This is a genomic window from Marmoricola sp. RAF53 (assembly GCF_052114005.1).
GTDB lineage: Bacteria > Actinomycetota > Actinomycetes > Propionibacteriales > Nocardioidaceae > Marmoricola.
Window position 1 is genome coordinate 1 of sequence record NZ_JBFRDX010000027.1, and the last position, 26,063, is coordinate 26,063.

General features: G+C 73.1%; 24 protein-coding genes and 1 pseudogene. 12 read left to right on the plus strand and 13 right to left on the minus strand.

All coding sequences use genetic code 11. The annotated features are described in order from the left end of the window. From AB4Y76_RS18495 to AB4Y76_RS18520, 6 genes are all read right to left on the minus strand, one after another. Nucleotides 1-2,188 (minus strand): adenylate/guanylate cyclase domain-containing protein (locus AB4Y76_RS18495; protein ID WP_441927964.1); only part of this gene is annotated, 2,188 nt, incomplete at its 3' end. Nucleotides 2,189-2,293: 105 nt separating this feature from the next. After that, nucleotides 2,294-3,004 (minus strand): RibD family protein, encoded by a 711-nt coding sequence (locus tag AB4Y76_RS18500; RefSeq protein WP_441927966.1) that lies wholly within the window; start codon nt 3,002-3,004, stop codon nt 2,294-2,296. Further along, nucleotides 2,997-3,950, minus strand: coding sequence for a lysylphosphatidylglycerol synthase transmembrane domain-containing protein (locus AB4Y76_RS18505; RefSeq protein WP_441927968.1), 954 nt, complete (start codon nt 3,948-3,950; stop codon nt 2,997-2,999). The genes AB4Y76_RS18500 and AB4Y76_RS18505 overlap by 8 nt, the downstream gene beginning before the upstream one ends. Before the next feature lie 26 nt (nt 3,951-3,976). Beyond that, the gene (locus AB4Y76_RS18510) at nt 3,977-5,017 is read right to left on the minus strand and encodes a glycosyltransferase family 4 protein (protein WP_441927970.1); all 1,041 of its coding nucleotides are present in this window, start codon (nt 5,015-5,017) and stop codon (nt 3,977-3,979) included. 7 nt (nt 5,018-5,024) lie between these two features. Beyond that, nucleotides 5,025-5,423, minus strand: a complete 399-nt coding sequence (locus tag AB4Y76_RS18515) for a 6-pyruvoyl trahydropterin synthase family protein (RefSeq protein WP_441927972.1) — start codon at nt 5,421-5,423, stop codon at nt 5,025-5,027. Then, nucleotides 5,411-6,415, minus strand: a complete 1,005-nt coding sequence (locus AB4Y76_RS18520) for a zinc-dependent alcohol dehydrogenase (RefSeq protein ID WP_441927974.1) — start codon at nt 6,413-6,415, stop codon at nt 5,411-5,413. Before AB4Y76_RS18520 ends, AB4Y76_RS18515 begins: the two co-directional genes overlap by 13 nt. 77 nt (nt 6,416-6,492) lie before the next feature. Between AB4Y76_RS18520 and AB4Y76_RS18525 the strand changes: the two genes are divergently transcribed. After that, nucleotides 6,493-8,664, plus strand: a complete 2,172-nt coding sequence (locus AB4Y76_RS18525; RefSeq protein WP_441927976.1) for a CDP-alcohol phosphatidyltransferase family protein — start codon at nt 6,493-6,495, stop codon at nt 8,662-8,664. Beyond that, nucleotides 8,661-9,068: a hypothetical protein gene (locus AB4Y76_RS18530; protein ID WP_441927978.1), complete on the plus strand. Its 408-nt coding sequence runs from the start codon at nt 8,661-8,663 to the stop codon at nt 9,066-9,068. Before AB4Y76_RS18525 ends, AB4Y76_RS18530 begins: the two co-directional genes overlap by 4 nt. Here AB4Y76_RS18530 and AB4Y76_RS18535 read toward each other — a convergent pair. Together AB4Y76_RS18535 and AB4Y76_RS18540 are read right to left on the minus strand one after the other, a co-directional pair. Beyond that, nucleotides 9,015-9,695 (minus strand): anti-sigma factor family protein, encoded by a 681-nt coding sequence (locus AB4Y76_RS18535; protein ID WP_441927980.1) that lies wholly within the window; start codon nt 9,693-9,695, stop codon nt 9,015-9,017. The genes AB4Y76_RS18530 and AB4Y76_RS18535 overlap by 54 nt on opposite strands. Next, nucleotides 9,692-10,204: a sigma-70 family RNA polymerase sigma factor gene (locus AB4Y76_RS18540; protein WP_441927982.1), complete on the minus strand. Its 513-nt coding sequence runs from the start codon at nt 10,202-10,204 to the stop codon at nt 9,692-9,694. The genes AB4Y76_RS18535 and AB4Y76_RS18540 overlap by 4 nt, the downstream gene beginning before the upstream one ends. 121 nt (nt 10,205-10,325) lie before the next feature. Here AB4Y76_RS18540 and AB4Y76_RS18545 point away from each other — a divergent pair, with 121 nt between their 5' ends. Then, on the plus strand, nt 10,326-11,111 hold the full coding sequence (locus AB4Y76_RS18545) for a COG4705 family protein (protein WP_441927984.1): 786 nt from the start codon (nt 10,326-10,328) through the stop codon (nt 11,109-11,111). Nucleotides 11,112-11,201: 90 nt separating this feature from the next. After that, a complete protein-coding gene (locus AB4Y76_RS18550; RefSeq protein WP_441927986.1) occupies nt 11,202-12,581 on the plus strand; it encodes a glutamate decarboxylase in 1,380 nt (459 codons plus the stop codon). Here the strand turns inward: AB4Y76_RS18550 and AB4Y76_RS18555 are convergent. The 5 genes and pseudogenes from AB4Y76_RS18555 to AB4Y76_RS18575 all read right to left on the minus strand — a co-directional run bounded on the left by AB4Y76_RS18555 (nt 12,562) and on the right by AB4Y76_RS18575 (nt 17,618). After that, the gene (locus AB4Y76_RS18555) at nt 12,562-13,029 is read right to left on the minus strand and encodes an HNH endonuclease signature motif containing protein (protein WP_441928049.1); all 468 of its coding nucleotides are present in this window, start codon (nt 13,027-13,029) and stop codon (nt 12,562-12,564) included. The two genes, AB4Y76_RS18550 and AB4Y76_RS18555, sit on opposite strands and share 20 nt — an antisense overlap. Nucleotides 13,030-13,108: 79 nt before the next feature. Next, nucleotides 13,109-13,714, minus strand: a pseudogene (locus AB4Y76_RS18560) (DUF222 domain-containing protein); the annotation flags it as partial. Nucleotides 13,715-13,810: 96 nt separating this feature from the next. Then, nucleotides 13,811-14,182, minus strand: coding sequence for a hypothetical protein (locus AB4Y76_RS18565; protein ID WP_441927988.1), 372 nt, complete (start codon nt 14,180-14,182; stop codon nt 13,811-13,813). A 39-nt stretch (nt 14,183-14,221) separates the two neighbouring features. After that, on the minus strand, nt 14,222-16,702 hold the full coding sequence (locus AB4Y76_RS18570; RefSeq protein WP_441927990.1) for a GcvT family protein: 2,481 nt from the start codon (nt 16,700-16,702) through the stop codon (nt 14,222-14,224). Next, nucleotides 16,695-17,618, minus strand: a complete 924-nt coding sequence (locus AB4Y76_RS18575; protein WP_441927992.1) for a phosphotransferase — start codon at nt 17,616-17,618, stop codon at nt 16,695-16,697. Before AB4Y76_RS18575 ends, AB4Y76_RS18570 begins: the two co-directional genes overlap by 8 nt. 115 nt (nt 17,619-17,733) lie before the next feature. On the opposite strand from AB4Y76_RS18575, the gene AB4Y76_RS18580 reads away from it, so the two are divergent. The 8 genes from AB4Y76_RS18580 (at nt 17,734) to AB4Y76_RS18615 (ending at nt 26,025) form a co-directional block, all read left to right on the plus strand. Continuing rightward, nucleotides 17,734-19,317, plus strand: coding sequence for an amino acid permease (locus tag AB4Y76_RS18580; protein WP_441927994.1), 1,584 nt, complete (start codon nt 17,734-17,736; stop codon nt 19,315-19,317). Between the two features lie 11 nt (nt 19,318-19,328). Then, nucleotides 19,329-20,084 (plus strand): FadR/GntR family transcriptional regulator, encoded by a 756-nt coding sequence (locus AB4Y76_RS18585; protein ID WP_441927996.1) that lies wholly within the window; start codon nt 19,329-19,331, stop codon nt 20,082-20,084. A gap of 25 nt (nt 20,085-20,109) precedes the next feature. Then, nucleotides 20,110-21,534, plus strand: coding sequence for a glutamine synthetase family protein (locus AB4Y76_RS18590; protein ID WP_441928000.1), 1,425 nt, complete (start codon nt 20,110-20,112; stop codon nt 21,532-21,534). A gap of 100 nt (nt 21,535-21,634) precedes the next feature. Next, a complete protein-coding gene (locus tag AB4Y76_RS18595; protein WP_441928002.1) occupies nt 21,635-23,008 on the plus strand; it encodes an aldehyde dehydrogenase family protein in 1,374 nt (457 codons plus the stop codon). 15 nt (nt 23,009-23,023) lie between these two features. Beyond that, on the plus strand, nt 23,024-23,806 hold the full coding sequence (locus tag AB4Y76_RS18600; protein WP_441928004.1) for a 3-oxoacyl-ACP reductase: 783 nt from the start codon (nt 23,024-23,026) through the stop codon (nt 23,804-23,806). Nucleotides 23,807-23,810: 4 nt separating this feature from the next. Continuing rightward, entirely contained in the window at nt 23,811-24,527 is a 717-nt protein-coding gene (locus tag AB4Y76_RS18605; RefSeq protein WP_441928006.1) for a gamma-glutamyl-gamma-aminobutyrate hydrolase family protein, read from the plus strand. 88 nt (nt 24,528-24,615) lie between these two features. After that, nucleotides 24,616-24,906, plus strand: coding sequence for a hypothetical protein (locus AB4Y76_RS18610; RefSeq protein WP_441928008.1), 291 nt, complete (start codon nt 24,616-24,618; stop codon nt 24,904-24,906). A gap of 33 nt (nt 24,907-24,939) precedes the next feature. Then, on the plus strand, nt 24,940-26,025 hold the full coding sequence (locus AB4Y76_RS18615) for a hypothetical protein (RefSeq protein ID WP_441928010.1): 1,086 nt from the start codon (nt 24,940-24,942) through the stop codon (nt 26,023-26,025). Nucleotides 26,026-26,063: the final 38 nt, after the last annotated feature.

The following is a 26,063-nucleotide window of genomic DNA, read 5'->3' on the forward strand; positions in this document are numbered from 1 at the left end:
CCTGCGCGAGGTGCGCGGCCGCCTCGGACGGCGCGCCGAGAGCGGCCGCCCGGTCGGCCGCGCGCTCCAGGTGGTCCGACGCGGCGCGGGTCAGCTCGCCGACGTCGGGGTCGGCGGGGACCGCGTCGATCGCGTCCAGGTAGTGCTGCGCGATGATCGGCGCGAGCTCGACCGAGGCGTCGCCGGACTCCAGCTCGGACTCCAGCGCCCGCGCCACCCGCAGGTGCGTCGACTTCCGGTCCCGGCGCGACAGCATCCCGTAGGCGACCTGGCGGACCGCGCCCTGGACGAACCGGTAGTCGCCGAAGTCCGCGCTGAGCCGGTCGCTCTCGCGGCGGATCACCTCGCGGCGGACCAGGCCCGCGATCGCGCCGTCCAGGTCCGGTACGTCGTCGCACAGGGCGGCGATCCCCGGAGCCGTGAACACCAGGCCGAGCACGCTGGCCCGGTCCACGACCCGGCGCTCGCCCGCCGGCAGCGTGTCCAGCCGCGCGGCGATGAGCGCCTGCAGGCTGGCCGGCGCGGTCAGTGCGCCGAGGTCGACCGCGTCCGGGTCGGCCAGCACGTAGTGCCCGTCGCGGGCGACGACCAGCTCCTGGTCGACCAGCGAGCGGACCGTCTCGATCGCGAAGAGCGGGATGCCCTCGGCGCGGGCGACGAGCTCTTCCCGGATCGCCGCCGGCACGCCGGCGACCAGGCCGTCCAGCAGGCTGGTCATCTCCGCGGTCGACAGCGGCTCGAGGTGGACCACGGTGACGCGGCGGTTGCCGACCAGCTCCGGGTGCTCGGTCAGCAGCTCCGGCCGGGCGAGGACGAGCACGAAGAGCGGGTAGTCCGCGGCGGCGAGGAGGTGCTCGAGGAAGGCCAGCAGTCCCTCGTCGGCGTACTGGGCGTCGTCGACGACGAGCACGACCGGCTGCACCACGTCGGACTGCCAGAGGCCGACGTACTTGAAGAACGCGGTCCAGGCGACGTACAGGTCCTCGCGCGGGAACGAGCCGCCCGACTCCAGGCCGAGCAGCGCGGCGATCCGCGGTTGCAGCCAGCCGCGCTCGGTCTCGTCGGGCACCAGGTCGGTGAGCGCGCGCTGCAGGGTCTGCCGGTTGCCGACGTCGTCGCCCTCGGCCCCGGTGCCGGCGATGATCGCGAGCCGGGCGCGCACGGCCTCGGCCAGGGCGTAGTAGGCGACGCCCTCGCCGTAGGACAGGCAGCGGCCGCGGTGCCAGAGCACGCTCGACTGGAACCCGTCGACGTACTTGTAGAACTCCTGGCCCAGGCGGGACTTGCCGACGCCGGCCTCGCCGTCGACGACGAGCAGCCCGGGGCGCAGCATCTCCTCGGCCCGGTGGAAGACCTCCTTGACCATGCGCAGCTCGCGGTCGCGGCCGACCAGCCGTCCCTGCAGGCCGTCGTCGCGCAGCCGGTCCCCGCCGGCGCCGGCGACGACCGCGCCCGCCACCCACAGCGGCACCGGCTCGGCCTTGCCCTTCATCGCGTGCGACCCGGCGTCGGCGAACGCGATCGCCGCGGAGGTGAAGCTGCGGGTGGTCTCGTCGACCCAGACCTCACCCGGGTTCGCCGTCGACTGGATCCGGGCCGCGGTGTTCACCGGGTCGCCGGCCACCATGCCCTGCCCGGTGGCGCCGAGGTTCACCGCGACCTCGGCGGTGGTGATGCCGACCCGCATGTTGAGACCCGGCATGCCGATCCGGTCGCCGAGTGCCTGGACCCGCTCGACCAGCTCCAGGCCGGCGCGGACGGCCCGCTCGGCGTCGTCCTCGCGGGTGACCGGCAGTCCCCAGACCGCCATCACGGCGTCGCCGATGAACTTCTCCAGCGCGCCGCCGTAGCGGTTGACGATCGCGCGGCACTCCTCGAAGTAGGCGCTGAGCAGCTCGCGGACCTCCTCGGCGTCGCGGCTCTCCGACAGCGAGGTGAACCCGACGAGGTCGCCGAACAGGACGCTGGTGATCTTCCGGGCCGCGCTCTGCGGGGGAGCCGCGGCCGCGACCGGGTCCGTGCCGGGTGCGCCGCTCGGGGTGCCGCAGCCCGGGCAGAACCGGGCCCCGGCGGGGAGGTGGGTGCCGCAGGAGGCGCAGGCGGGCGCCGCGAGTGGGCTGCCGCAGGAGAAGCAGAAGCTCGCTCCCTCGGCCTGCCCGGCCGTGCCGCACGCCCCACAGGTCTTCACACGAACCCCCAGTCAGGTGTTCCCCCGGTCAGCATGCCGCACCCCGAACCGGGGCCGAAAGGTTTCGGCACGCGCGGGTTCAGGCGCGGAGCGGCCGGCCCCGGGCTAGGCGAACCGGTCGGAGAGGGCGTAGCGGAGCAGGACGACGTCGCCGACGGGCCGCACCTCGGCCAGCGTGGCGCGGTGCCCGGAGTCCCACGGGAAGCAGCCGTCGTCGACGAGCCGGCGGGCGCGGGAGTCGCCCACGAAGAACGGCGCGACCGCGACCTGGAGCTCGTCGGCCAGCCCGGCGGTCAGGAACTGGGTGAGCACGGTGCCGCCGCCCTCGACGAGGAGGCGCCGGACGCCGCGGGCGTGCAGGTCCGCGCCGAGCCGGCGCATGTCGACCTCCCGGCCGGCGTCGACCACGGTGGCCACCCTGCCGAGCGCGCTGCGGGCCGCACCGGCGCAGTCGCTGGTGCAGTAGACGAGCCGTTCGCTGGAGCCGGCGGTGAAGAACGCCGCCGCCGGGTCGAGCTTCGCCAGCGACGTGACGGTCACCTTCACCGGCTGCTCGGGGAGCCCGCGAGCCCGGCGCCCCGCGATCCGGGCCGGGTCGCGCACCAGCAGCCGCGGGTTGTCGTTGCGGACGGTCGCGGCCCCGACCAGGATCGCGTCGCACGTCGCCCGGACCGCGTCGACCCGGTCGAGGTCGGACTCGTTGGAGAGCACCAGGCGCTCGTCGGTGCCGGCGTCGAGGTAACCGTCCAGCGACATGCAGCAGCTGAGCACGGTGTAGGGCCGGTCACGGATCTCAGGGCCGGGACTCTCAGGCACGGACGACCTCCTTCCGGTTCTCCGGTACCCAGCCTCGCTTCTGCGCCCACCTGGGCGCCCACCTGGGGGCCCACCTCTGCGCCCACTGGGGCCCCCACCTGGGCGTCCACCTTGGGGCCAGGACGACCAGGCCGGGCAGTGTCGCGACGAACCCGAGGACGCCGTACGTGACGGAGGCGGTGACGCCGTCGGCCGCGGTCATCCCCGCGGCGGCGAAGACCGCGGCCGCGGCGCCCTCGCGCGGTCCCCAGCCGGCCACGTTCACCGGCAGGGCGGCGGCGACCAGGACCAGACCGGCCACCGGGAGCAGGGAGGGCCGCGCGGGCGCCGTGCCGGACGCGGCGACGGCGACCAGGAAGATCGTGACGTGGCCGGCCGCGGCGACCGCCGAGACCAGCGCCACCAGCAGCCACCGGCCCCCGCCGAGCACCTCGCGCGGGACCAGGAGGACGGCGACGGCGGCCGCCACGACGAGACCCGCCAGGACCGCGGCTCCGGTGGCGGGCCCGGGGCGCAGCGGGGACGGCACCAGCACCACGAGCAGCGCGGTCAGCGCGATCTGGACGCCCTGACCGAGGGCGCGCTCGGACGCCACCGAGCCGAGCCCGCGGCCGAGACGGCCGGCCGCCCGGCCGTGCCCGACCCCGCGGTCGACGTCACCGACGATCCCGCCGGGCAGGGTCGCGTTGAGCAGCTGGGACCGGTAGTACGCCGCGAACGCGCGCCGCGCCGGCACCGGGACGCCGAGCCCCTCGGCGACCAGCCGCCAGCGCCAGGCCGAGCACAGCGTCGTGATCGCCGTGATCACCAGCGCCGCGGCGACGGCGGCCGGGGTGGCCCGGCGGAGACCGTCGAGGAACGGCCCGGTGCCGACGCGGGTGGCGACGAGCGCGACCAGGCCGGCGCCCAGGAGGAGGCGGGCCCACTTCCACGCGGTGCTGTTCACGGGCGTCTCTCCGCTCGCCGGCGCTGTCATCCGGAACTACGCAGCGCGCCGGGGTGCGGTTCACCGAGGTGCGCGAGCACCTCTGCCAGCCGCGCGGCGGTGCGGTCCCACCCGGTCAGCCCGGTACGACGCCCGCGCGCGGCGCGCCGCAGCCGCGCTCGCAGCTCCGGGTCGCCGAGCCAGCCGCCGACCGCCGCGGCCAGCGCCGCCGGGTCCTCCGGCGCGACCAGCAGGCCGGGCAGGGTCCCGTCGGGGGCGCGCCCCAGGGCCTCGGGCAGGCCACCGACGTCGCTCGCCACCACCGGGATCCCGCGGGCCAGCGCCTCGGTCACGACCATCCCGTAGGTCTCGACCCGGGACGGGACGAGCAGCAGGTCGGCGGCGGCGTACCGGGCGTCGAGGTCCGCGCGCGGCACCGGCGGGTGCAGCCGGACCCGGCCGGCCAGTCCGGACTCCGCGACCTGGGCGCGGACGCCGGCGGCGAACCCCGGGGCGATCCCCGGGGAGCCGATCAGGTCGCAGGTCCACGGCAGCGCGCTCAGCCCGGCGAGCGCCGCGACGAGGACGTCCTGCCCCTTCCCGCGCACCAGGGGGCCGATGCCGAGCAGCGCGGTGCCGTCCGGGCTCCCGGTCGCCAGCGGCGCCGGGTCGGTGCCCGGCTCGGCGACGTGCACCAGCTCCGGGTCGAGGTCGTACTCCGCGAGCAGCCACGACCGGGTCCAGCCGCTGGTCGCGACCACCCCGGCCGCGGTGGCGAGCAGATCGCGCTCGTCCCGGCGCACGCCGGGTCTCTGGTACCCCCACGGCAGGTGCACCAGGACGACGACCCGCAGCCGCGGGAAGCCCACCACCGACGGAGGAACGGTGAGCAGCCCGTCGACGAGCACCAGTGCGCCGTCCGGGAGACCGGCCAGCGTCGTGCCGAGCCGGCCCGTCGCCACCGGGTGCTCGTGGATCGTCCAGCCGAGCGCGGTCAGCGCGGCGGCCGCACGCCGGTCGTAGACGTTCCCCCCGCTCGGACGCGCCGGGTCGTCGATGGCCGCCGGTACGAGCAGGTGCAGGTCCACGGCGACCTCAGAGGGCCCGCTCGTAGCTGGCCCAGGCGATGTGGGACTCGTGCAGCGTGACCGTGACGCGGCCGAGGTCCCGGGCGCCCTCGCCGAGCGCGCCGGCCTCGATCCGGGCCACCAGCCGGTCCGCGATCTCGCGGGCCAGCACCTCGGTGGTGGTGTTCCGCCCGGCGAAGGCGGGCTCGTCGTCGAGGTTGCGGTAGGTGAGGTCGGCCAGCACTGCGCGGAGCTGCTCGGCGGCGAGGCCGATGTCGACGACGATGCCGTCCGCGTCGAGCGACTCCCCGGCGAACCCGGCGTCCACCACGAAGGTGGCACCGTGCAGCCGCTGCGCCGGTCCGAAGACCTCGCCGGTGAAGCTGTGCGCCACCATGATGTGGTCGCGGACGGTCACGCTGAACACGGCGCCTCCTCGCTGGTGGGCTGGTAGCCGATGGTGTGGCAGAGCGCCGGCAGGCTCCCGTCCGCGAGCTTCGGCATCACCGCCGGCAGGTCGCCGAACGGCGAGCTGCCCGACACCAGCACGTCGAACGCCGGGTCGCGGAGCAGGTCGAGGGCCAGCCGCATCCGGTCGGCGGTGCTGCGCCGGTCGCGCCGGGCCGCGGCGACCGCGCCCACCTGGCTGGCCCGGATCGCCAGCCGGGACGAGTGGAACGCCCCGCCCAGGTCGAGCCGGACCGGGGTGTCGCCGTACCAGCTGAGGTCGAGGACGGTGCCGTCCGGCACCAGCAGGTCCAGCGAGCGCTGCAGCCCGGCGGCGGTGGCGCTCGTGTGCACCACCAGGTCGCGGCCGCCGTCGACCTCGTCGGGCAGCGCGAACCCGGCGCCGAGCGCCGCCGCGGTCCCGGCGCGGCGGGGATCGACGTCGACCAGGGTGACCTCGACGCCCGGGATCCCGGCGAGCAGCCGGGCCACGCAGCAGCCGACCATCCCGGCGCCGACCACCGCGACCCGGTCCCCGACCAGCGGAGCGGCGTCCCAGAGCGCGTTCACCGCGGTCTCGACGGTGCCGGCGAGCACCGCACGGGCGGGCGGGACGTCGTCCGGGACGACGGTCACCGCGGTCGCCGGGACGACGTACGCCGTCTGGTGCGGGTAGAGGCAGAAGACCGTCCGGCCGACGAGCGCTCCGGGGCCCTGCTCGACCACGCCGACGCTGAGGTAGCCGTACTTCACCGGCCCCGGGAAGTCGCCCTCCTGGAACGGCGCCCGCATCGCGTCGTACTGCGAGGCCGGGACGCCGCCCCGGAACACCAGCGTCTCGGTGCCGCGACTGACCCCGCTCCAGAGCGTGCGGACCAGGACCTCGTCGCGGACCGGCGCGGGCACCGGTTCCCCGCGGATCTCCCCGGCGCCGGGTGCGGTGACCCAGAACGCCTGCGCCTCCTCCGTCATCGGATCCCTCTCGCTCGGGCTGAACCGACCCGTTCCCGGGTCCGTGTTACCTGTGTACCCCTGATGACGGAGGGACAGTGCTGCGGGTTCACGGCCACCGCTTCGGTCCGGCCGACCGGGTCACCCTGGTTCGGGCGCTGCTCGCCTGCGTGGTCGCCGGGATGGTCGCCGGGTCCGTGGTGCGGCCGGCCGACGTCCGCCTCCTCGTCGCCCTCAGCTCGGTCGCGCTCGTCCTCGACCTCGTCGACGGCCACGTCGCGCGCCGGACCGGCACGGTCTCGGAGTTCGGTGCCCGCTTCGACCTGGAGACCGACGCGTTCCTCATCCTCGTGCTCAGCCTGTACGTCGCCCCCCGGTTCGGCTGGTGGGTGCTGGCCATCGGCCTGATGCGCTACCTGTTCGTCGCGGCCGGGAGGGTCTGGCCGTGGCTGCGCGGCACCACCACGCCGCGACCGTGGTGCAAGGTCGTCGCCGCCACCCAGGGGATCGTCCTCACGGTCGCGGCCGCCGGCGTGCTGCCGGCGTCCACGACCCGGCTCCTGCTCGCGGGCGCCCTGGCGTTGCTGCTGGAGTCCTTCGGGCGGGAGGCGCTGGAGCTGCGCACCGGCGCGGCACCGCGGCGCACGCCACTGCGACCGCTGCTGCTCGGCCTGCTCGCGTTCGCCGTGGTCTGGGCGGCCCTGGTCTTCCCCGACCGGCCGGACCGGCTGAGCGCGACGGGCCTGCTGCGGGTCCCGGTCGAAGGCGTCCTGGTCGTCGCGGTCGCCGTGCTGCTCCCGGCGGGCTGGCGTCGTACCGTCGCGGTCTCCGCCGGGCTGCTGCTCGGCGTCCTGGTCGTCGTGAAGGCGCTGAACCTCGCCTTCTTCACCGTCTTCGACCGCCCGGTCGACCCGCTCAACGACTGGTACTACCTCGGGCCCGGGCTCGGCGTGCTCCGCGACACCAACGGCACCGCCGCCGCGGTCGGCGCCGTGGTCGTCGTGACCGGCCTCGTCCTGCTGGTGCTCACCCTGCTGCCGGCGCTGGTGCTCCGGGTGACCGAGGCCGCCGCGCGCCGTCGCCGGGTCACCGCCCGGCTGGTCACCGCGCTCGCGGCTGTCTGGCTGCTGGCCGCGGTCGCCGGGACCGAGCTGGTGCCCGGCGAACCGGTCGCCTCGCACAGCGCCTCGGCGATCGTCTCCTCCCAGGTGGACCGGCTCCGCGACGACCTCCGCGACCGTCGTACGTTCGACCGCGAGGTGGCCGTCGACCGGTGGGCCGGCGCGCCCGCCGACCGGGTGCTGACCGGGCTGCGCGGCAAGGACGTGCTGCTGCTGTTCGTCGAGAGCTACGGCCGGGTGGCGGTCGAGGGCTCGTCGTTCTCGCCCGGCGTCGACCGGGTGCTCGATGCCGGGACGGCCCAGCTGCGCGCCGACGGCTGGTCCGCCCGCAGCGCGTTCCTCACCTCGCCGACGTTCGGGGCGGGGAGCTGGCTGGCACACGCCACTCTGCAGTCCGGGCTCTGGGTGGACAGCCAGCAGCGCTACGACCAGCTGCTGACCCGGGACCGGACGACGCTCACCTCGGCGTTCCGCGAGGCCGGCTGGCGCACGGTCGTCGACGACCCGGCCAACACGATCGACTGGCCGCAGGGCCGCCGCTTCTACGGCTTCGACCAGCTGTACGACGCCCGCAACGTCGGCTACGCCGGCCCGCGGTTCGGCTACGCGACGATGCCCGACCAGTACACCCTGGACGCCTTCCACCGGCTCGAGCTGGCGCCCCACCCGCGCCGCCCGGTGATGGCCGAGATCGACCTCATCTCCAGCCACCACTCGTGGACGCCGCTGCCGCACCTGGTGCCGTGGTCCGACGTCGGCGACGGCTCCGTCTTCGACCCGATGCCGGCCCTCGGCCAGTCGGCCGCGAGCGCCTTCCGCGACCCGGCCCGGGTCCGCGAGCTCTACGGCCGCTCGATCGAGTACTCGCTCAGCGCGGTCCTCGGGTTCCTCCGGACCTACCCGGACCCGGACCTGGTGGTCGTCATGGTGGGCGACCACCAGCCGCACTCCTACGTCAGCGGCGCCAGTCCCGGCCACGACGTGCCGATCTCCGTGATCGCCCACGACCCGGCGGTGACCCGCCGCATCGAGGGCTGGGGATGGCGCGACGGCCTCAATCCCGATCCGGCCGCGCCGGTCTGGCGGATGGACCTCTTCCGCGACCGGTTCCTCGCGGCCTTCGGATCCCAGGAAGGAAGCACACCATGAAGTTCCGTTATCCCGCCGCGGCCGTCGTCCTCGTCTCCGCCGCGGTGCACCTGCAGATGTGGTTCGACGGCGTCCGTCACCAGCACATGATCGGACCCGCGTTCATGCTCAACGCCATCGGCGGGGTCGTCATCGCGATCCTGCTCCTCACCTGGCGGACCAGCTGGGTGCCGTTGTTCCTCTGCGCCGGCTTCGGCGTCGCGACCCTCGGGGCGTTCATCACCGCCTCCACCGTCGGCCTGTACGGGATCCACACCCACTGGGAGGGGTTCCGCGTCTGGGCCGCCGCGATCTCCGAGGTGCTCGCGATCGTGCTCGGTCTCCTCGCCGCCCGCGACGAGGGCTACCTGTCACGGGGTGAGGCGCAGCACCGGGGTGCCGTCGGCACCGCGGATCTCCACTGAGCTGATCTCCACGCGCCCGGCGGCGGTGGCGGCGGACAGGTGCATCGTGCGGCCCGGCAGGGCGCGCCAGGTGGCCACCTGCTCGGTGCCGCCGCCCCGGGTGCGGACGACCATCGCGTAGCTCTCGTGGTGGCCGTTGCCGGGGTAGGTGCTCGCCGCGTAGCTGCACGCCAGGTCCATCCGGGTGCCCCAGGCCACCGGGGTGAGCGCGAGCCGCGCGGTCATCCCGTGGTCCGCGAGCACCTGCATCGGCCGGCCGGCCGCGACGGTCCGGGCCGGCGGGTTCGGGTCGTCGAGGGCGTGCGTGACCGCGACCGCTCCGCCGGCGACGACGGCGAGGACCGCTGCCGCGGCACCGGCGACGGCCCAGGTCCGCCGGCGTCGCTCCTGGTGCACCCGGCGGACGAGCGCGGGCAGCAGCGTGGCCGGGACGGGGACCTCCTGGCCCGGGTCGGTGAGCACGTCCGGCGAGATCCGCCCGAGCAGGCCCGGGAGGCCGGCCATCTCCTGGACGGCCCGGGTGCAGGCGGCGCAGCCGTCCAGGTGCTCCTGGAAGGAGGCGCGCTCGGCCGGGGTCAGCGCGCCGAGGACGTAGGCGGCGTCGTCGTACCGGTACTCGCAAGTCATGGCGTCACCCCCATCTCCTCCAGCGCGAGCCGGAGCGCCCGCAGCGCGTAGTGGGTCCGCGACTTCACGGTGCCCTCCGGGATCCCGAGCCGCCGGGACGCCTCGGCCACGGAGTCGCCCCGGTAGTAGCACTCCAGGAGCACGTCACGGTGCTCCCGGGACAGGTGCGTGACGGCCTCGGCGACGATCCAGGACAGGATCGCCTCGTCGGTGCCGTCGCTCGTGGCGCCCTGCTCGGGGACCTCGGCGACGCTGAGCTCGCGCCGCGCCCGCGCGGTGCGCCACTCGTCGATGACGATGTTGCGGGCGACGGTGAACAGCCACGAGCGGACCGAGCGGTCCGACTGCTCCAGCACGTCGGCCTTGCGCCAGGCGCGGAGCAGCGTCTCCTGGACGACGTCCTCGGCCCGGGCGTGGTCGCCGCGGGTCAGGTGCAGGCAGAAGGACCACAGCGCCGCTGCGTGCTCGTCGTGCAGCTGCTGCATCAGGTCGACCGGGCCGTCAGGCATCGCACCTCACAAGGAAGACACGTCCGGCCGGGTCTTCCGGTTCAACCCGTGCCCGCTCCGATGCTAGACCGCGGCCCGCTGTCAGGTCCGGTTCAGCCGCGGCCCCCTAGCGTCGCGCCGCATGACGTCCCGAACCTTCCGCGTGCCCAAGGTCCCCGAGGTCTTCCTCCTGTTCTGGGTGGTGAAGCTGCTGACGACCGCGATCGGCGAATCCGGCGCCGACTTCCTCGGCACCGTCAGCATCCCGCTGGCCGCGGTCCTCGGGATCGGCGGCTTCTTCGTCGCGCTCGCCGTCCAGCTGCGCGCCTCGGACTACCACCCGGTGCGCTACTGGGTGACGGTGCTGAGCGTGGCGCTGTTCGGCACGATGATCGCCGACGGCCCGCACGTCGCCCTGGGCACGCCGTACTACGTCGACTCGGTGATCTACTTCGTCGCGCTCTGCGCGCTGCTCACCTGGTGGCGGCGCAGCGAGGGCACCCTGTCGGTGCACAGCATCACGACCGCCCGCCGGGAACGGTTCTACTGGGGCACCGTGCTCCTCACCTTCGGGCTGGGCACCGCCCTCGGCGACACCACCGCGATCAACCTGGGGATGGGATTCGGCGGGTCGATCGTGCTGTTCGGCGTCCTGATCCTGGTGCCGCTCGCGCTCTGGCGGGCGGGCCGGCTGGACGCGACCATCGCGTTCTGGGCGTCGTACGTGCTGACCCGACCGCTGGGCGCCTCGGTGGCGGACTGGCTCGGGAAGCCCCCGTCCCAGGGTGGTCTCGGGTGGGGCGACGGCACCGTCACCGCGATCGGCCTGGGCCTCTTCGCGGCCCTGGTCGGCTACCTCACCGTGACCCACTCCGACGTCGAGGGCGCGCACGCGACCCGCGAGCTGGAGGAACTCGTCGTGGACTGATGGCCGCACGGTTGGCATGCTCGGAGGGTCGCGCGAACCAGTGTGATCGCCCCACCACTCGAGGCCGGGCGCCGATCGAAGGAGCAGCGAATGACCGACGCCCGCGTAGTGAACGATGCCGATGCCGCCCTGTTCGGGAACAGGTTCTCCATCCAGGAGGTGCCGAGCACGGAGTTCCCGGACCAGGGCATGACCCCGACCGACGCGATGCGGCTGGTCGGGGAGGACCTCGCGCTCGAGGGCGACCCGGGCCGCAACCTGGCGACGTTCGTGACGACCTGGATGGAGCCGGAGGCGCAGCGGATCATCGCCGAGAACCTGCACCGGAACTTCATCGACCACGCCGAGTACCCGCGGACCGCGGAGATCGAGCAGCGCTGCATCCGGATGCTCGCCGACCTGTTCCACGCCCCGGGGGAGACCACCGGCGCCCGGACCCAGGGGTCCTCGGAGGCGATCATGCTCGGCAGCCTGTCGCTGAAGTGGAACTGGCGGAAGCGGCGCGAGGCGGCGGGCCTGCCGACCGACCGGCCCAACCTGGTCTTCGGCGGTGACGTGCACGTGGTGTGGGAGAAGTTCTGCCGGTACTTCGACGTGGAGCCGCGGATCGTGCCGCTGAGCCCGGGGAAGTACACGATCGGGCCGGACGACGTGGAGCCGCACCTCGACGAGAACACGATCGGCGTGGCCGCGGTCCTCGGCACCACCTTCACCGGCCACAAGGACGACATCGTCGGCATCAACGACCTGCTGGTGCGGACCAAGGCGGACCGGGGTCTCGACATCCCGCTGCACGTCGACGGCGCCAGCGGCGGCTTCGTCTGGCCGTTCCTCTACCCGGACTCGCCGTGGGACTTCCGGCTGGAGCAGGTGCGGTCGATCAACGTGTCCGGCCACAAGTTCGGGCTCGTCTACCCGGGGATCGGCTGGCTGATCTTCCGCGAGACCGCGGACCTGGCCGAGGACCTGGTCTTCAAGGAGAACTACCTCGGCAAGACCGACTCGACGTTCACGCTGAACTTCTCGACCGGCTCCTCGATGGTGCTGGCGCAGTACTACAACTTCATCCGGTACGGCCGCGCGGGCTACACCTACATCATGCAGAACATGGCCGAGAACGCGCGCGTGCTCGCGGAGAAGCTCGCGGCCCTGGGGCTCTTCGAGGTGATCGGTCAGGGCGAGGAGCAGCTGCCGCTGGTGGCCTTCAAGCTCGCCGAGAAGCAGGACTACGACGAGTTCGACATCGCCTGGCAGCTCTCCGCCGAGCGCGGCTGGATGGTGCCGGCGTACACGCTGCCGCCGGACGCCCAGGACGTCACGATCATGCGCGCCCTGGTGAAGGAGACGATGAGCCGCGAGCACGTCGACACCCTCGCCCGCGACATCGAGCAGGCCTGCGCTACGCTGGCCGAGAAGGGCGGCGCGCACGAGCGCGAGCGCCAGCGGATGGTCACCGGCCCCGGTCACTGAGCACCTCGGTGGTTGCGGTGCAGGCCGTCCAGACCTGCCTCGAAACCTGGTGAAAGACGACCGCTCCATCGCGTGCTCGGACGTGCTCGTAGTGCGGGTCGTGGATCCGTCGGTGGTGGAAGTGGCAGAGCGGGATCGCTTGGGCGAGGTCGGTGTTCCCGCCGTGCGACCAGGGTTCCTCGTGGTGCAGCTCGCACCAGGCGTAGGGGCGTTCGCAGCCGTCGGCGGCGCAGGTGTCGTGGCGGAGTCCGAGGGCGGTGCGTTGGGCCTCACTGAACAGCCGGGAGGACCGGCCGAGGTCGAGGGGTAGTGAGGTGCCGCCGAGAACGGCGGGGATGATCCCGGCGCCACACGCGAGGCGCCGGGCTTCGCCGGCGGAGAGGTCGGCGCCGGTGTCGAGGTGCGCGACCTTGAGGGCGTCGCGCAGGGTGTCGTGCTCGACGGTCACGATCAGGGTTGCGGCGGTGCGGGGGTGCAGGGTGGTCGGTGGGGATCGTGAAGTGGCAAGTGAGGGTGCCGTCGCGGTTGTCGTGCAAGGTCAGCCGGGTCCGGCTCCGGGCGCGGTCCTCCTCGGCGGCGACGAGCTCGTCCTCGTGGCCGTCCACGACGACAGGGTCCGGTTCAACCGCCGCCAGGGCGCGGCGGGCTGCGCGACGCAGGGCGCCGGGGGAGAGCGTCTGGGCCTTCTCGACGAGCGCAGCTTCGACGACGTCGCGCTGCTCACGGGTCACCCGGACTGGCAGATCGCTATCCGCGCGCACGATCACAGCCGCATGCTCGGTCGAGATCGAGCCGGCCGCCAGCGCCTCCCGGGCCGCGGTACGCCGGTCCAAACCCTGCGCCAACCCGACCTGCCGCTGGGACTCGGCCTGGTCGGCGTTCGCGAGCCGGGCGGCCCACTGCCCGGTCGAGGCGGCACCGGCCTGGAGCGCCGTACGGGACCGATCGGCTGCGGCTATCACCCGCAGTCGCAGGGCCGCGACCCGAGCCTCGGCCCGGGCCAGGGACTGCAGCAACGCGGCCTGCTGAGCCCCCGACAAGCAATCGACGTCCCACGCCGTGGCGCGGTCCAGACACGCATGCAGCTCGGCCGCCGAGGCGGCGGTGTCGAGGAGCGCGGTGCCCGAGGTCATGGATCAAGCATGATCGAACACCTGTTCGATATCTACGTCGATCTGGAATCTGTGGAGAACCCGCTGTCACGGAGTCCGGTCACGCTCCGTGACGCCTCAGGGGGCCGGGGCGTCGTCCACGTCCGGGTCGAGCTCGTCGGCCCGCCGCAGCGCCTCGTCGCGCTCCTTCACGTGCTCGGTCAGCGTGGTCCGGCGCTCCTCGTAGTCGGCCTCCAGCTTCCGCGACTCCGCGTCCTTCCGGTCCGCCTCGGCCCGCACCTCGCGGGCCCGCGCCTCGGCCGCGTCGGCCTCGGCCTGGTGGCGCCGGATGGTGGTCTGGTGCGTGCCCGCCTCCTCGCGCAGCTCGGCTGCGCGGGCGCGGTCCCGGTCCTGCTTGCGGGTCGTTGCCGCCCTGCTCAGTGCCACCAGCCCGGCGATCACGAAGACCGCGACGATGACGGCGAGCAGTACCCAGATGACTGTGTCCATGGTGTCGTACCTCCCTTGCTGCTGGACGTACCCCACGACTCACGACCTGATGCGTTCCCCGTCCGGATCCACCAACGGGCGCAGCGACACCCGGATCGGCAGCACGTCCCCACCCACGTTCACCGCGTACGACGTCCCGGCGCGCACCCACGCCGGGTCGACCGCGCCGCCCGCCGGGTCCCAGAGCGAGGCCAGCCCGACGGCGGCACCGACGGTCGCGCCCCAGGCGGCCGACATCACCTGGCCGGCCGGTACGCCGTCGCGGAGCACGAGCTCGCCGCCCCAGAGCATCGCCTCCGGGTCGAGAACGGCGAACGACACCAGCCGCCGCCGCGCACCCGACGCCCGCGCCTCCTCGACGGCCGTCCGGCCGAGGAAAGGCACGTCGGTCTTGAGCTTGCAGGCGAAGAGCAGCCCGGCCTCGACGGGGTTGACGTCGGGGTTGAGGTCGCGCGGGAAGGCGCGGTACCCCTTCTCCAGCCGCAGCGAGTCGATCGCGTAGTAGCCGCCGTTCCGGACGCCGAGGTCCGCGCCGGCCGCCATCAGGTCGGCGTGCACGCCGACGGCGAACTCGGTGGGCACGTACAGCTCCCAGCCGAGCTCGCCGACGTAGGTGATCCGGGTGGCCCGCACGGTCGCCGGTCCCAGGTCGATCTCACGACTGGTGCCGAACGGGAAGGCGGACAGGTCGGCCCGCGACAGCCGGGACAGCAGGTCCCGGGAGCGCGGGCCCATCACCCCGAGGACGGCGTAGGACGAGGTCACGTCGACGACCTCGACCCGGCTGCCCGGCGGGAAGTTCCGGCGCAGGTGGTCCTGGTCGCGCTCGGTGGTCGCGGCGCTGGAGACCAGCAGGTACCGGGTCCCGCCGATCCGGGTGACGGTCAGGTCGGACTCGTAGGTGCCGCGGGCGTTGAGGACGCCGGTGTAGACGGTCCGGCCGACCGGGACGGCGACGTCGGCGGTGCAGATCCACTGCAGCGCCGCCTCCGCGTCCGGCCCGGTGACGACGTACTTGGAGAACGAGGTCTGGTCGAAGACGGTCACCCGCTCGCGCGTGTTCACGTGCTCCTCGGCGACCCACGGCAGCCAGTCCGGCTTCGCCCAGGTGTACGCCGGCCCGGAATTCGGCCCCGGATCCAGGCCCGCCGGCGCGAAGTAGTTCGGCCGCTCCCAGCCCATCTTGCTGCCGAAGGACGCGTTGGCCGCCGCGAGCACGTGGTGGACCGGGGAGCACCGGAACGGCCGTGCCGTCGTCATCTCCCGGTGGGGCCAGGGGATCGCGTAGTGCAGACCGAGCACCTCGGCGACCCGGGCGCGCAGCCACTGGTTGTTGCCGTGGAACGACGCGAACCGGCGGAGGTCGACCGCGGTCAGGTCCATCGGGGCCTCGCCGCCGACGATCCACTCGGCGAGCGCCCGGCCGGCACCCCCGGCCGAGGCGATGCCGACCGAGTTGAACCCGGCGCCGACGTAGAAGTTCCGCACCTCGGGGGCCGCGCCGAGCAGGAACTGGTTGTCCGGGGTGAAGCTCTCCGGGCCGTTGTAGAACTTGCGCACCCCGGTCTCGGCGAGCGCCGGGATCCGGTGCACGGCGGAGTCCATCAGCACCGAGAAGTGCTCCCAGTCCTCGTCGAGCAGCTGGAACTCGAAGGGGTGCGGGATCGCGTCGGGGGAGACCCACGGTTTCGCTTCGGGCTCGAAGCCGCCGACGACGAGGCCGCCGACCTCCTCCTTGAAGTAGGTCCAGCCGTCGGGGTCGCGCAGGATCGGCAGGTCCGGGTGCACGCCCTCGATCGCCTCGGTGACGACGTAGAAGTGCTCGGCGGAGTGGAGCGGCACCGTCACCCCGGCGGTCGCGCCGACCGCCTTGGCCCACTGGCCGGCGCAGTTGACCACGACCTCCGCCTCCACCTCGCCCGCGGTGGTGCGGACCCCCACGGCCGCACCACCGCGGACGACGACCCCCGTCACCCGCACCCCCTCGACGACGACGGCGCCTCCCCGGCGGGCGCCCTTGGCCAGTGCCTGGGTGAGATCGGTCGGGTTCGCGGTCCCGTCGCCGGGGAGCCAGAGCGCGCCGACGACGTCGTCGACCTGCATCACCGGCCACCGCTCGCGGGCCTCGTCGGGACCGATCAGCGCGCACTCGAGGCCGTAGGCGTCGGCGTTCGCGGCGGTCCGGCGCAGCTGGGTCATCCGGTCCTCGGTGCGCGCGACCGTCACGCCGCCGCAGCGCTTGTACCCGGTGGCGAGGCCGACCTCGGCCTCGAGCCGGGCGTAGAGCTCGGTGGAGTACTGGACCAGCCGGGTGCCGCTCTCCGAGGCCCGCAGCTGGCCGACCAGGCCGGCGGCGTGCCAGGTGGTCCCGGAGGAGAGCCGGCCCTGCTCCAGCAGCAGCACGTCGGTCCAGCCGAGCCCGACGAGGTGGTAGGCGACGCTGGTCCCGATCACGCCGCCGCCGATGACGACGACGCGGGCCCGGGAGGGCAGCCCGGCGGGCGGCGCGGTGTCAGGCATCGCCGGCCGCCTCGTCGAGGAGCCGGTCGAAGTCGGGGCCCTCGAACTCGGCGACCGCGGCGTCGTACTTCTGCATCGACCACTCCCAGAAGTCGAAGTCGAAGGTGCTCACGGCGTCCTGGATCGAGCCCCACAGCGTCCAGCCGTACCGGGACATCAGTCCCCACAGCCGGGCGCGGGCGACCCGGTGCCGCAGCAGGGTGCCGTCGTAGGCCTCGACGAGCTGGTCGAGCTGGTCCAGCGACAGGCCGGACTCGGCCCAGATGTCGCCGAGCTCGAAGGTGGCCTCGTTGTTGCCGGAGTACTCGTAGTCGATCAGCCAGATCTTCTCGCCGTCGTCGATGATGTTGCCGGCCAGGAGGTCGTTGTTGCAGGGCACGGTCGGTTCGTCGCGGACCGCGAACGCCTTCCGGATCCGGGCCGTCTGCGGCTCGAAGTCGCGGTAGCGCGCGGGGAGCCGGAAGCCGCGCTCGGTCACCACCTCCAGGTAGCGCGGCTGGAGGGCGAACATGTCGAAGTCGTTGGCGAAGCGGGGGCCGGCGTGCAGCGCGCGGACGGCGGCGGCGACGCGGTCGAGGCTGGTGCCGGCGCGGAGGTCGTCCTCGGTGTAGGTGCGGCCCTCGATCCAGCCGACCACCATCAGCCCGGGGTCCGGCAGGTAGTCGAGCACCGGCGCGCCGACCCCGGCCGCCGCGGCCGCGACCGAGTTGTGGTGCTCGTGGTCGCGGTCGATGGCCAGCAGCGAGCTGCCGTGCTGGGCGACCCGGACGACGCAGACGCCTCCGGGGTGGGTCACCTTGAGGTTGACGTTGGTGAGCCCGCCGGTGAGCTCCTCGACCGCGTACGACGTACCGCGGAGCCAGTCGATCCGGTCGAGGACGTCCCGCCACGGCGAGGGCTCTGCCACGGGCGCCACGGGCTCCGCCTTCCGTCCGAGCGACCTGTCTAAAGGTCTAAGGTCATGCCATTGACGGCATTATGTGACCCCTACCACACTGTCGCCAAGAGCCGGTTGGCGAAAGGGACGTGTCATGAGCGTGACCGAAGACCCGCAGATGAATGCCGACGAGAAGCGCCTGGCGGAGATGGGCTACAGCCAGGACCTCTCCCGGAACTGGTCCGGTTTCTCGAACTTCGCCATCTCGTTCTCGATCATCTCGATCCTGGCGGGCTGCTTCACCAACTTCGGCGCCGGCTGGAACAACGGCGGCCCGATCTCGATCTCGTGGTCCTGGCCGATCATCAGCATCTTCATCCTGATCATCGGCTTCACCATGTCCGAGCTGGTCTCGGCGTACCCGACCTCGGGCGGCATCTACTGGTGGGCCTCCAAGCTGGGCGGGCCGCGCGCCGGCTTCTACACCGGCTGGCTCAACCTGGTCGGCCTGGTCGCGGTCACCGCCGGTGTCGCCTACGGCTGCGCCACCTTCATCGACCTGACGATCAGCACCTGGTCGGATTCCTACGCCGGGGACTACTCGCTGAAGCGGGTCTTCCTGATCTTCGTCGTGGTCCTCGCGCTCGCGTCGGTCCTCAACATCTTCAGCGGCCACCTGATGGCGATCATGAACAACGTCTCGGTCTGGTGGCACGTCGCCGGCGCGACGATCATCGTGCTGATCCTGCTGATCGTCCCGGACACCCACCAGAGCTTCAACTACGTCTTCACCGAGCGGATCAACAACACCGGGTTCCACGACGGGTCCACCAGCGGAGCGTTCTTCTTCTTCGTGGTCATCCCGTTCGGCTTCCTGCTGACGCAGTACACGATCACCGGCTTCGACGCCTGCGCGCACCTGAGCGAGGAGACCAAGGGCGCCTCCATGGGCGCGGCCAAGGGCATCTGGCAGTCCATCCTGTACTCGGCGATCGGCGGCTACATCCTGCTGCTCTGCGTGGTCTTCGCGGTCCCGAACGGGCCTGACGGCAAGCCCGACAACGCGCTCGGCGCCGGCGGAGTCCAGCCGATCTTCAACGCCGCGCTCGGGTCGAACTGGGCGGGCCTGGTGCTCTTCATCTCCGCGGCCGGACAGCTCTTCTGCGCGGTCTCCTGCATGACCTCCGCGTCCCGGATGACCTACGCGTTCAGCCGCGACCGGGCCGTCCCCGGATCCGGGCACTGGTCGCGGCTGTCGGCCAACCGGGTCCCGGCCCGCGCGGTGATGCTGGTGGCCGTGCTCGCGGCGCTGCTCACCCTGCCGGCACTGGTCGAGGTGAACCAGGGCACCAAGGACGCGCCGCTGATCATCCCGGTCGCGTTCTACGCGGTCACCTCGATCGCGGTGCTCGGCCTCTACCTCTCCTTCGCCATCCCGATCTGGCTGCGGTACCGGCACGGCGACAAGTTCGAGGTCGGCGAGTGGACCAACGGCGCGAAGTACAAGTGGATGAACCCGCTCGCCGTCGCCGAGATCATCATCGTCTCGATCTACCTGATGCTGCCCAACCTCGCCCGCGGCAACCCGTTCGACTCCGACTTCTCGTGGAAGTTCGTCAACTACTCGCCGATCGTCCTCCTCGGCGTCCTGCTCGCGATCACCATCTGGTGGCAGGTCTCGGCGAAGAACTGGTTCAAGGGCCCGATCCGGACGATCGACTCGGCCGAAGTCCCCTGATACTCGTCGCCATGACTCCTTCCCCGGAGTCGACCCCGCACCTCGGGTCGACCCGCCCCCTCGGTGACGTGCTCCTCCGGCCGGTCCGCGGGCACCACGCCTTCGAGAGCTGCGTGGAGCAGCTCGCGACCGGGATCCGCCTGGGCGCGTTCAAGCACGGCTCGGCGCTGCCGCCCGAACGCGAGCTCGCCGAGCGGATGGGGGTCTCCCGTGCGACGCTGCGCGAGGCGATCGCGGGTCTGCGCAGCGCCGGGATGGTGCGCACCACCCGCGGGCGCGGCGGCGGCACCGTCGTGTCCTACCAGCCGGAGTCGCCGTCGGCCGGTGCGTCCTCGACGATCGCCGGGCGTCGTACCGAGCTGCTCGACTCGCTCGTGTTCCGGCGGGTCGTCGAGCCCGGGGCCTGCTACGTCGCCGCCGGCCGTGAGCTCAGCGCCGCGGACAGGCTGCTGCTCACCACCTCGCTGGCCGAGGTCGACAGGGCCGAGGACCCGGCGACGCACCGGCAGGCGGACTCGCGGCTGCACCTCGCGATCGCCAGCGTCACGGGATCGCCGATGACGATCGAGGCCGTCGCCGAGGTGCAGTCCTGCCTGCACGACATGCTCCAGGCGATCCCCGTGCTGGAGGTCAACATCGAGCACTCCAGCAGCCAGCACCGCGCCATCGTCGAGGCGATCATCGCCGGTGACGCGACCAAGGCACGGCGGGCGATGGAGCAGCACTGCGACGACACGGCAGCCCTGCTGCGCGGACTGCTCGGCTGAACCCGCACGCACCACGAGGAGGACCATGACCCGCAACGCTGAGCCCCGTAACGCCGAGCCCCGTAACGCTGAGCCCCGTAACAGCAGGCACCTGACGCTCGACCAGCTCGCCGCGGCGATCGACGACGGGTCGGTCGACACGGTCGTGGTCGCCTTCACCGACATGCAGGGCCGGCTGCAGGGCAAGCGCCTGCACGGCCGGTACTTCCTCGACATCGTCGTCGAGCACGGCACCGAGGGCTGCAACTACCTCCTCGGCGTCGACGTCGACATGAACACCGTCGACGGCTACGCGATCACCTCCTGGGAGCGCGGCTACGGGGACATGGAGTTCGTCCTCGACCTCGACACGATCCGGCTGCTGACCCACCTGCCGGCCACGGCGATGGTGCAGTGCGACCTGGTCTGGCCGCCGACACCGGAGGACCCGCACGCCCCCGTGCTGCAGTCCCCGCGCGGGATCCTGCGGCAGCAGGCCGACCGGGCCGCCGCCCTCGGCTACACCGCGTACGCCGGCACCGAGCTGGAGTTCATCCTCTTCGAGGACAGCTACGAGGACGCCCACCACGCCGGCTACCGGCACCTGACCCCGGCCAACCAGTACAACGTCGACTACTCGATCCTCGGCGGCACCCGGGTCGAGCCGCTGCTGCGCGACATCCGCAACACCATGTACGACGCCGGTCTCGACGTCGAGGGCTCCAAGGGCGAGTGCAACCTCGGCCAGCACGAGATCGGCTTCCTGTACGCCGACGTGCTGGTCACCGCCGACAACCACGCGGTCTACAAGACGGTCGCCAAGGAGATCGCGGCGATGCACGGCCGGTCGCTCACCTTCATGGCGAAGTTCGACGAGCGCGAGGGCAACTCGTGCCACATCCACCTGTCGCTGCGCGGCACCGACGGCGACATCGTCTTCTGGGACGACGCGACCGGGACCCGGACGCCGCTCTACGACCAGTTCGTCGCGGGCGTGCTCGCGACGATGCCGGACCTGACCCTGCTCTACGCGCCGAACGTGAACTCCTACAAGCGGTTCGCGGACGGGTCGTTCGCGCCGACGGCGATCGCGTGGGGCGAGGACAACCGGACCTGCGCGGTCCGGCTGGTCGGCCACGGCGCCGGCGCCCGGATGGAGAACCGCGTCCCGGGCGGCGACGTGAACCCGTACCTGGCGCTGGCCGCCATGCTGGCCGGCGGCCTGCACGGCATCGAGCAGGGTCTGGAGCTGGAGCCGCCGCTGGTCGGCAACGCCTACAGCTCGGACCGGCCGCGGGTCCCGCGGACGCTGCGCGACGCCCGGGACGCGTTCTCCTCTTCGAGGATCGCGCGGGCGGCGTTCGGTGACGAGGTCGTGGACCACTACACGAACATGGCCGACGTCGAGCTGGCCGCGTTCGACGCCGCGGTCACGGACTGGGAGCTGCGCCGCGGCTTCGAACGCATGTGAGAAGCAATGAGGCACCGCGAACGCATGTGAGAAGCAATGAGGCACCGCGAACGCATGTGAGAAGCAATGAGGCACCGCGAACGCATGTGAAAGAGAGCAGATGACCGACACCCACACCGTCCTCAACCCGGCCACCGCGGCCCCGGTGGCCGAGATCGCGCTGACCACCCTGGCCGAGACCGACGCGGCCATCGAGCGGGCCGCCGCGGTCTTCGGTGCGTGGCGCGACATCGCTCCGGGCGAGCGGGCCCGGCTGCTGCGCGCGTTCGCGACCGTGGTGGACGCCCACCTCGAGGATCTCGCCCGGCTGGAGGTGCTCAACTCCGGGCACACGATCGGCAACGCCCGCTGGGAGGCCGGCAACGTCCGGGACGTGCTGAACTACTACTCGGCCGCCCCGGAGCGGATGTTCGGCCGGCAGATCCCGGTCGCCGGCGGGGTGGACGTGACCTTCCACGAGCCGCTCGGCGTGGTCGGGGTGATCGTGCCGTGGAACTTCCCGATGCCGATCGCCGGCTGGGGCTTCGGGCCGGCGCTGGCCGCCGGCAACACCGTCGTCCTCAAGCCCGCCGAGCTGACGCCGTTGACCGCGATCCGGCTCGGTGAGCTGGCGCTGGAGGCGGGTCTGCCGGAGGGGGTCTTCACGGTCCTGCCCGGCAAGGGCTCGGTGGTCGGCGAGCGGTTCGTGACCCACCCGCTCGTGCGGAAGGTCTGCTTCACCGGGTCGACCGAGGTCGGCAAGCGGATCATGGCCGGCTGTGCCGACCAGGTGAAGCGGGTGACCCTCGAGCTCGGCGGCAAGAGCGCGAACGTCGTCTTCGCCGACGCCGACATCGCCAAGGCGGCCGCGACGGCGCCGTACGCGGTCTTCGACAACGCCGGCCAGGACTGCTGCGCCCGGTCCCGGATCCTCGTCCAGCGGTCGGCGTACGACGAGTTCCTGGGCCGGCTGGAGACCGCGGTGCGCTCCCTCCGGGTGATCGACCCGGCCGACGAGGCCAGCGAGATGGGCCCGCTGATCTCCGCCCAGCAGCGGGCGGTCGTGACCGGGTACCTCGACGGCGTGGAGACCGCGTTCACCGGTGCGGCCCCGGACGACGGCGGGTTCGCCGAGGGGTTCTGGGTGCCGCCGACGGTGGTGCTGGCCGACGACCCGGCGCTGCCGATCTGGCGCGAGGAGGTCTTCGGGCCGGTGGTTGCGGTGATGCCGTTCGACGACGAGGAGGAGGCCGTCCGGCTCGCGAACGACACCGAGTACGGTCTGTCCGGCTCGATCTTCACCCGCGACCTGGGCCGCGCGCTCCGGGTCGCCCGCGGTGTGGAGGCGGGCAACCTCAGCGTGAACTCGCACTCCTCGGTCCGGTACTGGACGCCGTTCGGCGGCTACAAGCAGTCCGGCCTCGGCCGCGAGCTCGGGCCGGACGCACCGAACGCGTTCACCGAGGAGAAGAACGTCTTCATCGCCCAGGACTAGGGAAGGGAAACGCAGATGGCTGGTCGTCTGGACGGCAAGGTCGCGGTCGTCACCGGGGGTTGCTCGGGGATCGGGCTCGCGACGGTACGACGTTTCCTGGAGGAGGGCGCGAAGGTCGTCATCGGCGACGTGGACGACGCCACCGGGACGAACCTCGCCTCGGACCTCGCCGGGGAAGAGGGGCGCTGCACGTACGTGCACGTCGACGTGACCAGCAAGGAGGAGGTGGACGCGCTCTTCCGGACCGCGAAGGAGACCTACGGCTCGGTCGACGTCGCGTTCAACAACGCCGGGATCTCGCCCCCGGAGGACGACTCGATCCTGGACACCGACCTCGACGCCTGGCGCAAGGTGCAGGAGGTCAACCTGACCAGCGTGTACCTGTGCTGCAAGGCGGCGCTGCCGTACATGCTCGAGCAGGGCAGGGGCTCGATCATCAACACCGCGTCGTTCGTCGCGGTGATGGGCGCGGCCACGTCGCAGATCTCCTACTCCGCGTCCAAGGGCGGCGTGCTGTCGATGACCCGCGAGCTCGGCGTCCAGTTCGCCCGGCAGGGGGTCCGGGTCAACGCGCTCTGCCCCGGACCGGTGAACACGCCGCTGCTCCAGGAGCTCTTCGCCAAGGACGCCGAGCGGGCCGCGCGCCGGCTGGTGCACGTGCCGATGGGGCGGTTCGGCGAGCCGGAGGAGATGGCCAACGCGGTGCTGTTCCTGGCCTCCGACGAGTCTTCGTTCATGACCGCCTCGACGTTCCTGGTCGACGGCGGCATCTCCGGCGCCTACGTCACCCCGCTGTGATCCGATGCCTCCGCTGATCGGGCTCAGCGCGTACCGCGAGCAGGCGCGCTGGGGGGTGTGGGACACCTCGGCGGACCTGCTGCCGAGCGACTACGCGTGGGCGGTGGAGTCGGCCGGCGGCGTCCCGGTGCTGCTCCCGCCGTCGCTCCCGTACGCCGCCGCGGCGGCGGCCGTGGTCGCGCGCCTGGACGGCCTGGTGGTCAGCGGCGGCGCCGACGTGCAGCCGGAGCGGTACGACGCCGAGCCGCACCCGCGGACGGTGCGGTGGCGCGCGGACCGGGACGCCTGGGAGCTGGCGCTGCTCGACGCGGCGTACGCCCGCGGGCTGCCGGTCCTCGGCGTCTGCCGCGGCATGCAGGTGATGGCGGTCCACGCCGGCGGCTTCCTCGACCAGCACGTGCCGGACCTGGTCGGGCACGAGCAGCACAACCCCGGCGGAGACGGCTACGGCGACATCGCCGTGCGGGTGGAGCCGGGCAGCCGGCTCGACGAGGTCCTGGGCGGGACCGGCGTGACCGTGCGCTGCCACCACCACCAGTCGGTCCGCACGCACCCCGGGTTCGCGGCGGTCGCGTGGGCCGGCGACGGGCTGCTGGAGGCGATCGAGGCGCCGGGGGAGCCGTTCCGGCTCGCGGTGCAGTGGCACCCGGAGGTGACCCCGGGACACGGCGCGGGGGCGGGCGTCTTCGCCGCCCTGGTCGAGGCCGCCGCAGATCGGTGACCGACTCCGCGTGATGAGCGGGTGCCGTTTCGCGTCGTACAGGTGACGACTACGCACGGCCGCCGAGGGCCGGCGGACGGAGGCACCGATGCGCGACGCGGACGACGACCGCAGGCCGGACATCCCCGACGAGGCGCTGCACGCCCTGGTGGCGCGCGCGGTCGGCGAGGCGGCGCGCGAGGAGATCGACCTGCCGCACGTCGTCGTCTGCCGTGACCCCCAGACCGGGACGGTGACCTACGCCGGCCCGTTCCGCGACGGCCTGGCGGCGCTCGTCCACGCCGACCGCGAGAGCCGCGCCGAGCAGGGCGACGACGGCGTCCCGTTCGAGATCACCGTCGCCGCGCTGTACCCGGCGCGCGCCGACGGCCAGCGCTGACCGCCCCCCTCAGGACCCAGGAGTAGTCCCGCCATGCCCCGACGCCGCGTCGATCTCGTGCCCGACGGCCCCGTCGTCGGCGCGCTCGAGACGAGCACCGAGATCCCGACCCCGACCGGGATGACCGCCCTGTCGGCGCTGCAGGTCGGCGACACCGTCTTCGGCTCCTGCGGACGGCCGGTGCTGGTCACCGAGCTGTCCGAGCCGCTGCCGGACCAGGAGTGCCTGGAGGTCGAGCTGTCGACCGGCGACCGGATCGTCGCCGACGTCGACCAGCGCTGGCTGACCGACCGCCGGGACCTGCCGCGCTCGGCGCTGGTGCCGACCCGGCGGCCCACCCTGGAGGTGGCCGGCTCCCTGGCCGAGCTCGGTCCGGCGGTGCTGGGCATCCGGGTCGCCCCGGCGGTGCGGCTGCCGGACCGGACGCTCCCGCTCGACCCCTACCTGCTCGGCGCCTGGCTCGCCGCCGGCATCGAGGGCGGACCGTCGCTGACCGGGGTCGCCCCGGCGGTGGTCGCCCGGCTGCGCGTCCGCGGCGCCCGGGCGTTCCCCGCGAGCCACGACCTCGGCGGGGTGCGGCACTGGATCGCCGTCCCGGTCGGGTCCGGCCGCCGCGCCGGCGACCTGGCCGCGCGGCTCCGCCGGCTGGAGGTCCTCGACGACAAGCACCTGCCGGCCTGCTACCTGCGGGCCGGAGAGGAGCAGCGCCGGGACCTGCTCGCGGGTCTCCTCGACGTGCGTGGCCGGGTGACCGACGGCGGCGAGGTGGTGCTGCGCGCCCCCACCCACGCGGTCGCGGTGGGGGCCTACGAGCTGCTCGCCTCGCTCGGGTACCGGCCGGGGCTGCGCGTCTCCCGGGCTGGGATCGCCGAGGTCGGCTTCGTCACCGCCGACCAGGTCTTCGGGCTGGAGCCGCTGCGTGCGCTGCACCAGAGCCGGCGCCGGCTCGCCGCCGATCCGCGTCCGCGGCGGCTCGTCGTCGGCGCCCGCCGGGTCGGGCCCCGACCGGTCCGGCGGATCCGGGTCGGCGCCGACGACGGCGTCCTGCTGGTCGGCCGCTCGTTCGTCCCGATGCCCGGTGCCGCGGTCGCCGAGCTGCGGGTCGACGCTCCGGCCTGAGGGCGGCTCTTGCGCGGCGGGCCGGCAGCCCACACGCT

Excerpts from the sequence above, each read along its gene's own strand:
- AB4Y76_RS18540 (WP_441927982.1), bottom strand. The coding sequence starts at position 10,204 with ATGCCTGACGGCCCGGTCGACCTGATGCAGCAGCTGCACGACGAGCAC.
- AB4Y76_RS18580 (WP_441927994.1), top strand. The coding sequence starts at position 17,734 with ATGAGCGTGACCGAAGACCCGCAGATGAATGCCGACGAGAAGCGCCTG.
- AB4Y76_RS18615 (WP_441928010.1), top strand. The coding sequence starts at position 24,940 with ATGCCCCGACGCCGCGTCGATCTCGTGCCCGACGGCCCCGTCGTCGGC.
- AB4Y76_RS18530 (WP_441927978.1), top strand. The coding sequence starts at position 8,661 with ATGAAGTTCCGTTATCCCGCCGCGGCCGTCGTCCTCGTCTCCGCCGCG.
- AB4Y76_RS18590 (WP_441928000.1), top strand. The coding sequence starts at position 20,110 with ATGACCCGCAACGCTGAGCCCCGTAACGCCGAGCCCCGTAACGCTGAG.
- AB4Y76_RS18545 (WP_441927984.1), top strand. The coding sequence starts at position 10,326 with ATGACGTCCCGAACCTTCCGCGTGCCCAAGGTCCCCGAGGTCTTCCTC.
- AB4Y76_RS18585 (WP_441927996.1), top strand. The coding sequence starts at position 19,329 with ATGACTCCTTCCCCGGAGTCGACCCCGCACCTCGGGTCGACCCGCCCC.
- AB4Y76_RS18600 (WP_441928004.1), top strand. The coding sequence starts at position 23,024 with ATGGCTGGTCGTCTGGACGGCAAGGTCGCGGTCGTCACCGGGGGTTGC.
- AB4Y76_RS18595 (WP_441928002.1), top strand. The coding sequence starts at position 21,635 with ATGACCGACACCCACACCGTCCTCAACCCGGCCACCGCGGCCCCGGTG.
- AB4Y76_RS18570 (WP_441927990.1), bottom strand. The coding sequence starts at position 16,702 with ATGCCTGACACCGCGCCGCCCGCCGGGCTGCCCTCCCGGGCCCGCGTC.
- AB4Y76_RS18535 (WP_441927980.1), bottom strand. The coding sequence starts at position 9,695 with ATGACTTGCGAGTACCGGTACGACGACGCCGCCTACGTCCTCGGCGCG.
- AB4Y76_RS18550 (WP_441927986.1), top strand. The coding sequence starts at position 11,202 with ATGACCGACGCCCGCGTAGTGAACGATGCCGATGCCGCCCTGTTCGGG.
- AB4Y76_RS18565 (WP_441927988.1), bottom strand. The coding sequence starts at position 14,182 with ATGGACACAGTCATCTGGGTACTGCTCGCCGTCATCGTCGCGGTCTTC.
- AB4Y76_RS18605 (WP_441928006.1), top strand. The coding sequence starts at position 23,811 with ATGCCTCCGCTGATCGGGCTCAGCGCGTACCGCGAGCAGGCGCGCTGG.
- AB4Y76_RS18520 (WP_441927974.1), bottom strand. The coding sequence starts at position 6,415 with ATGACGGAGGAGGCGCAGGCGTTCTGGGTCACCGCACCCGGCGCCGGG.
- AB4Y76_RS18610 (WP_441928008.1), top strand. The coding sequence starts at position 24,616 with ATGCGCGACGCGGACGACGACCGCAGGCCGGACATCCCCGACGAGGCG.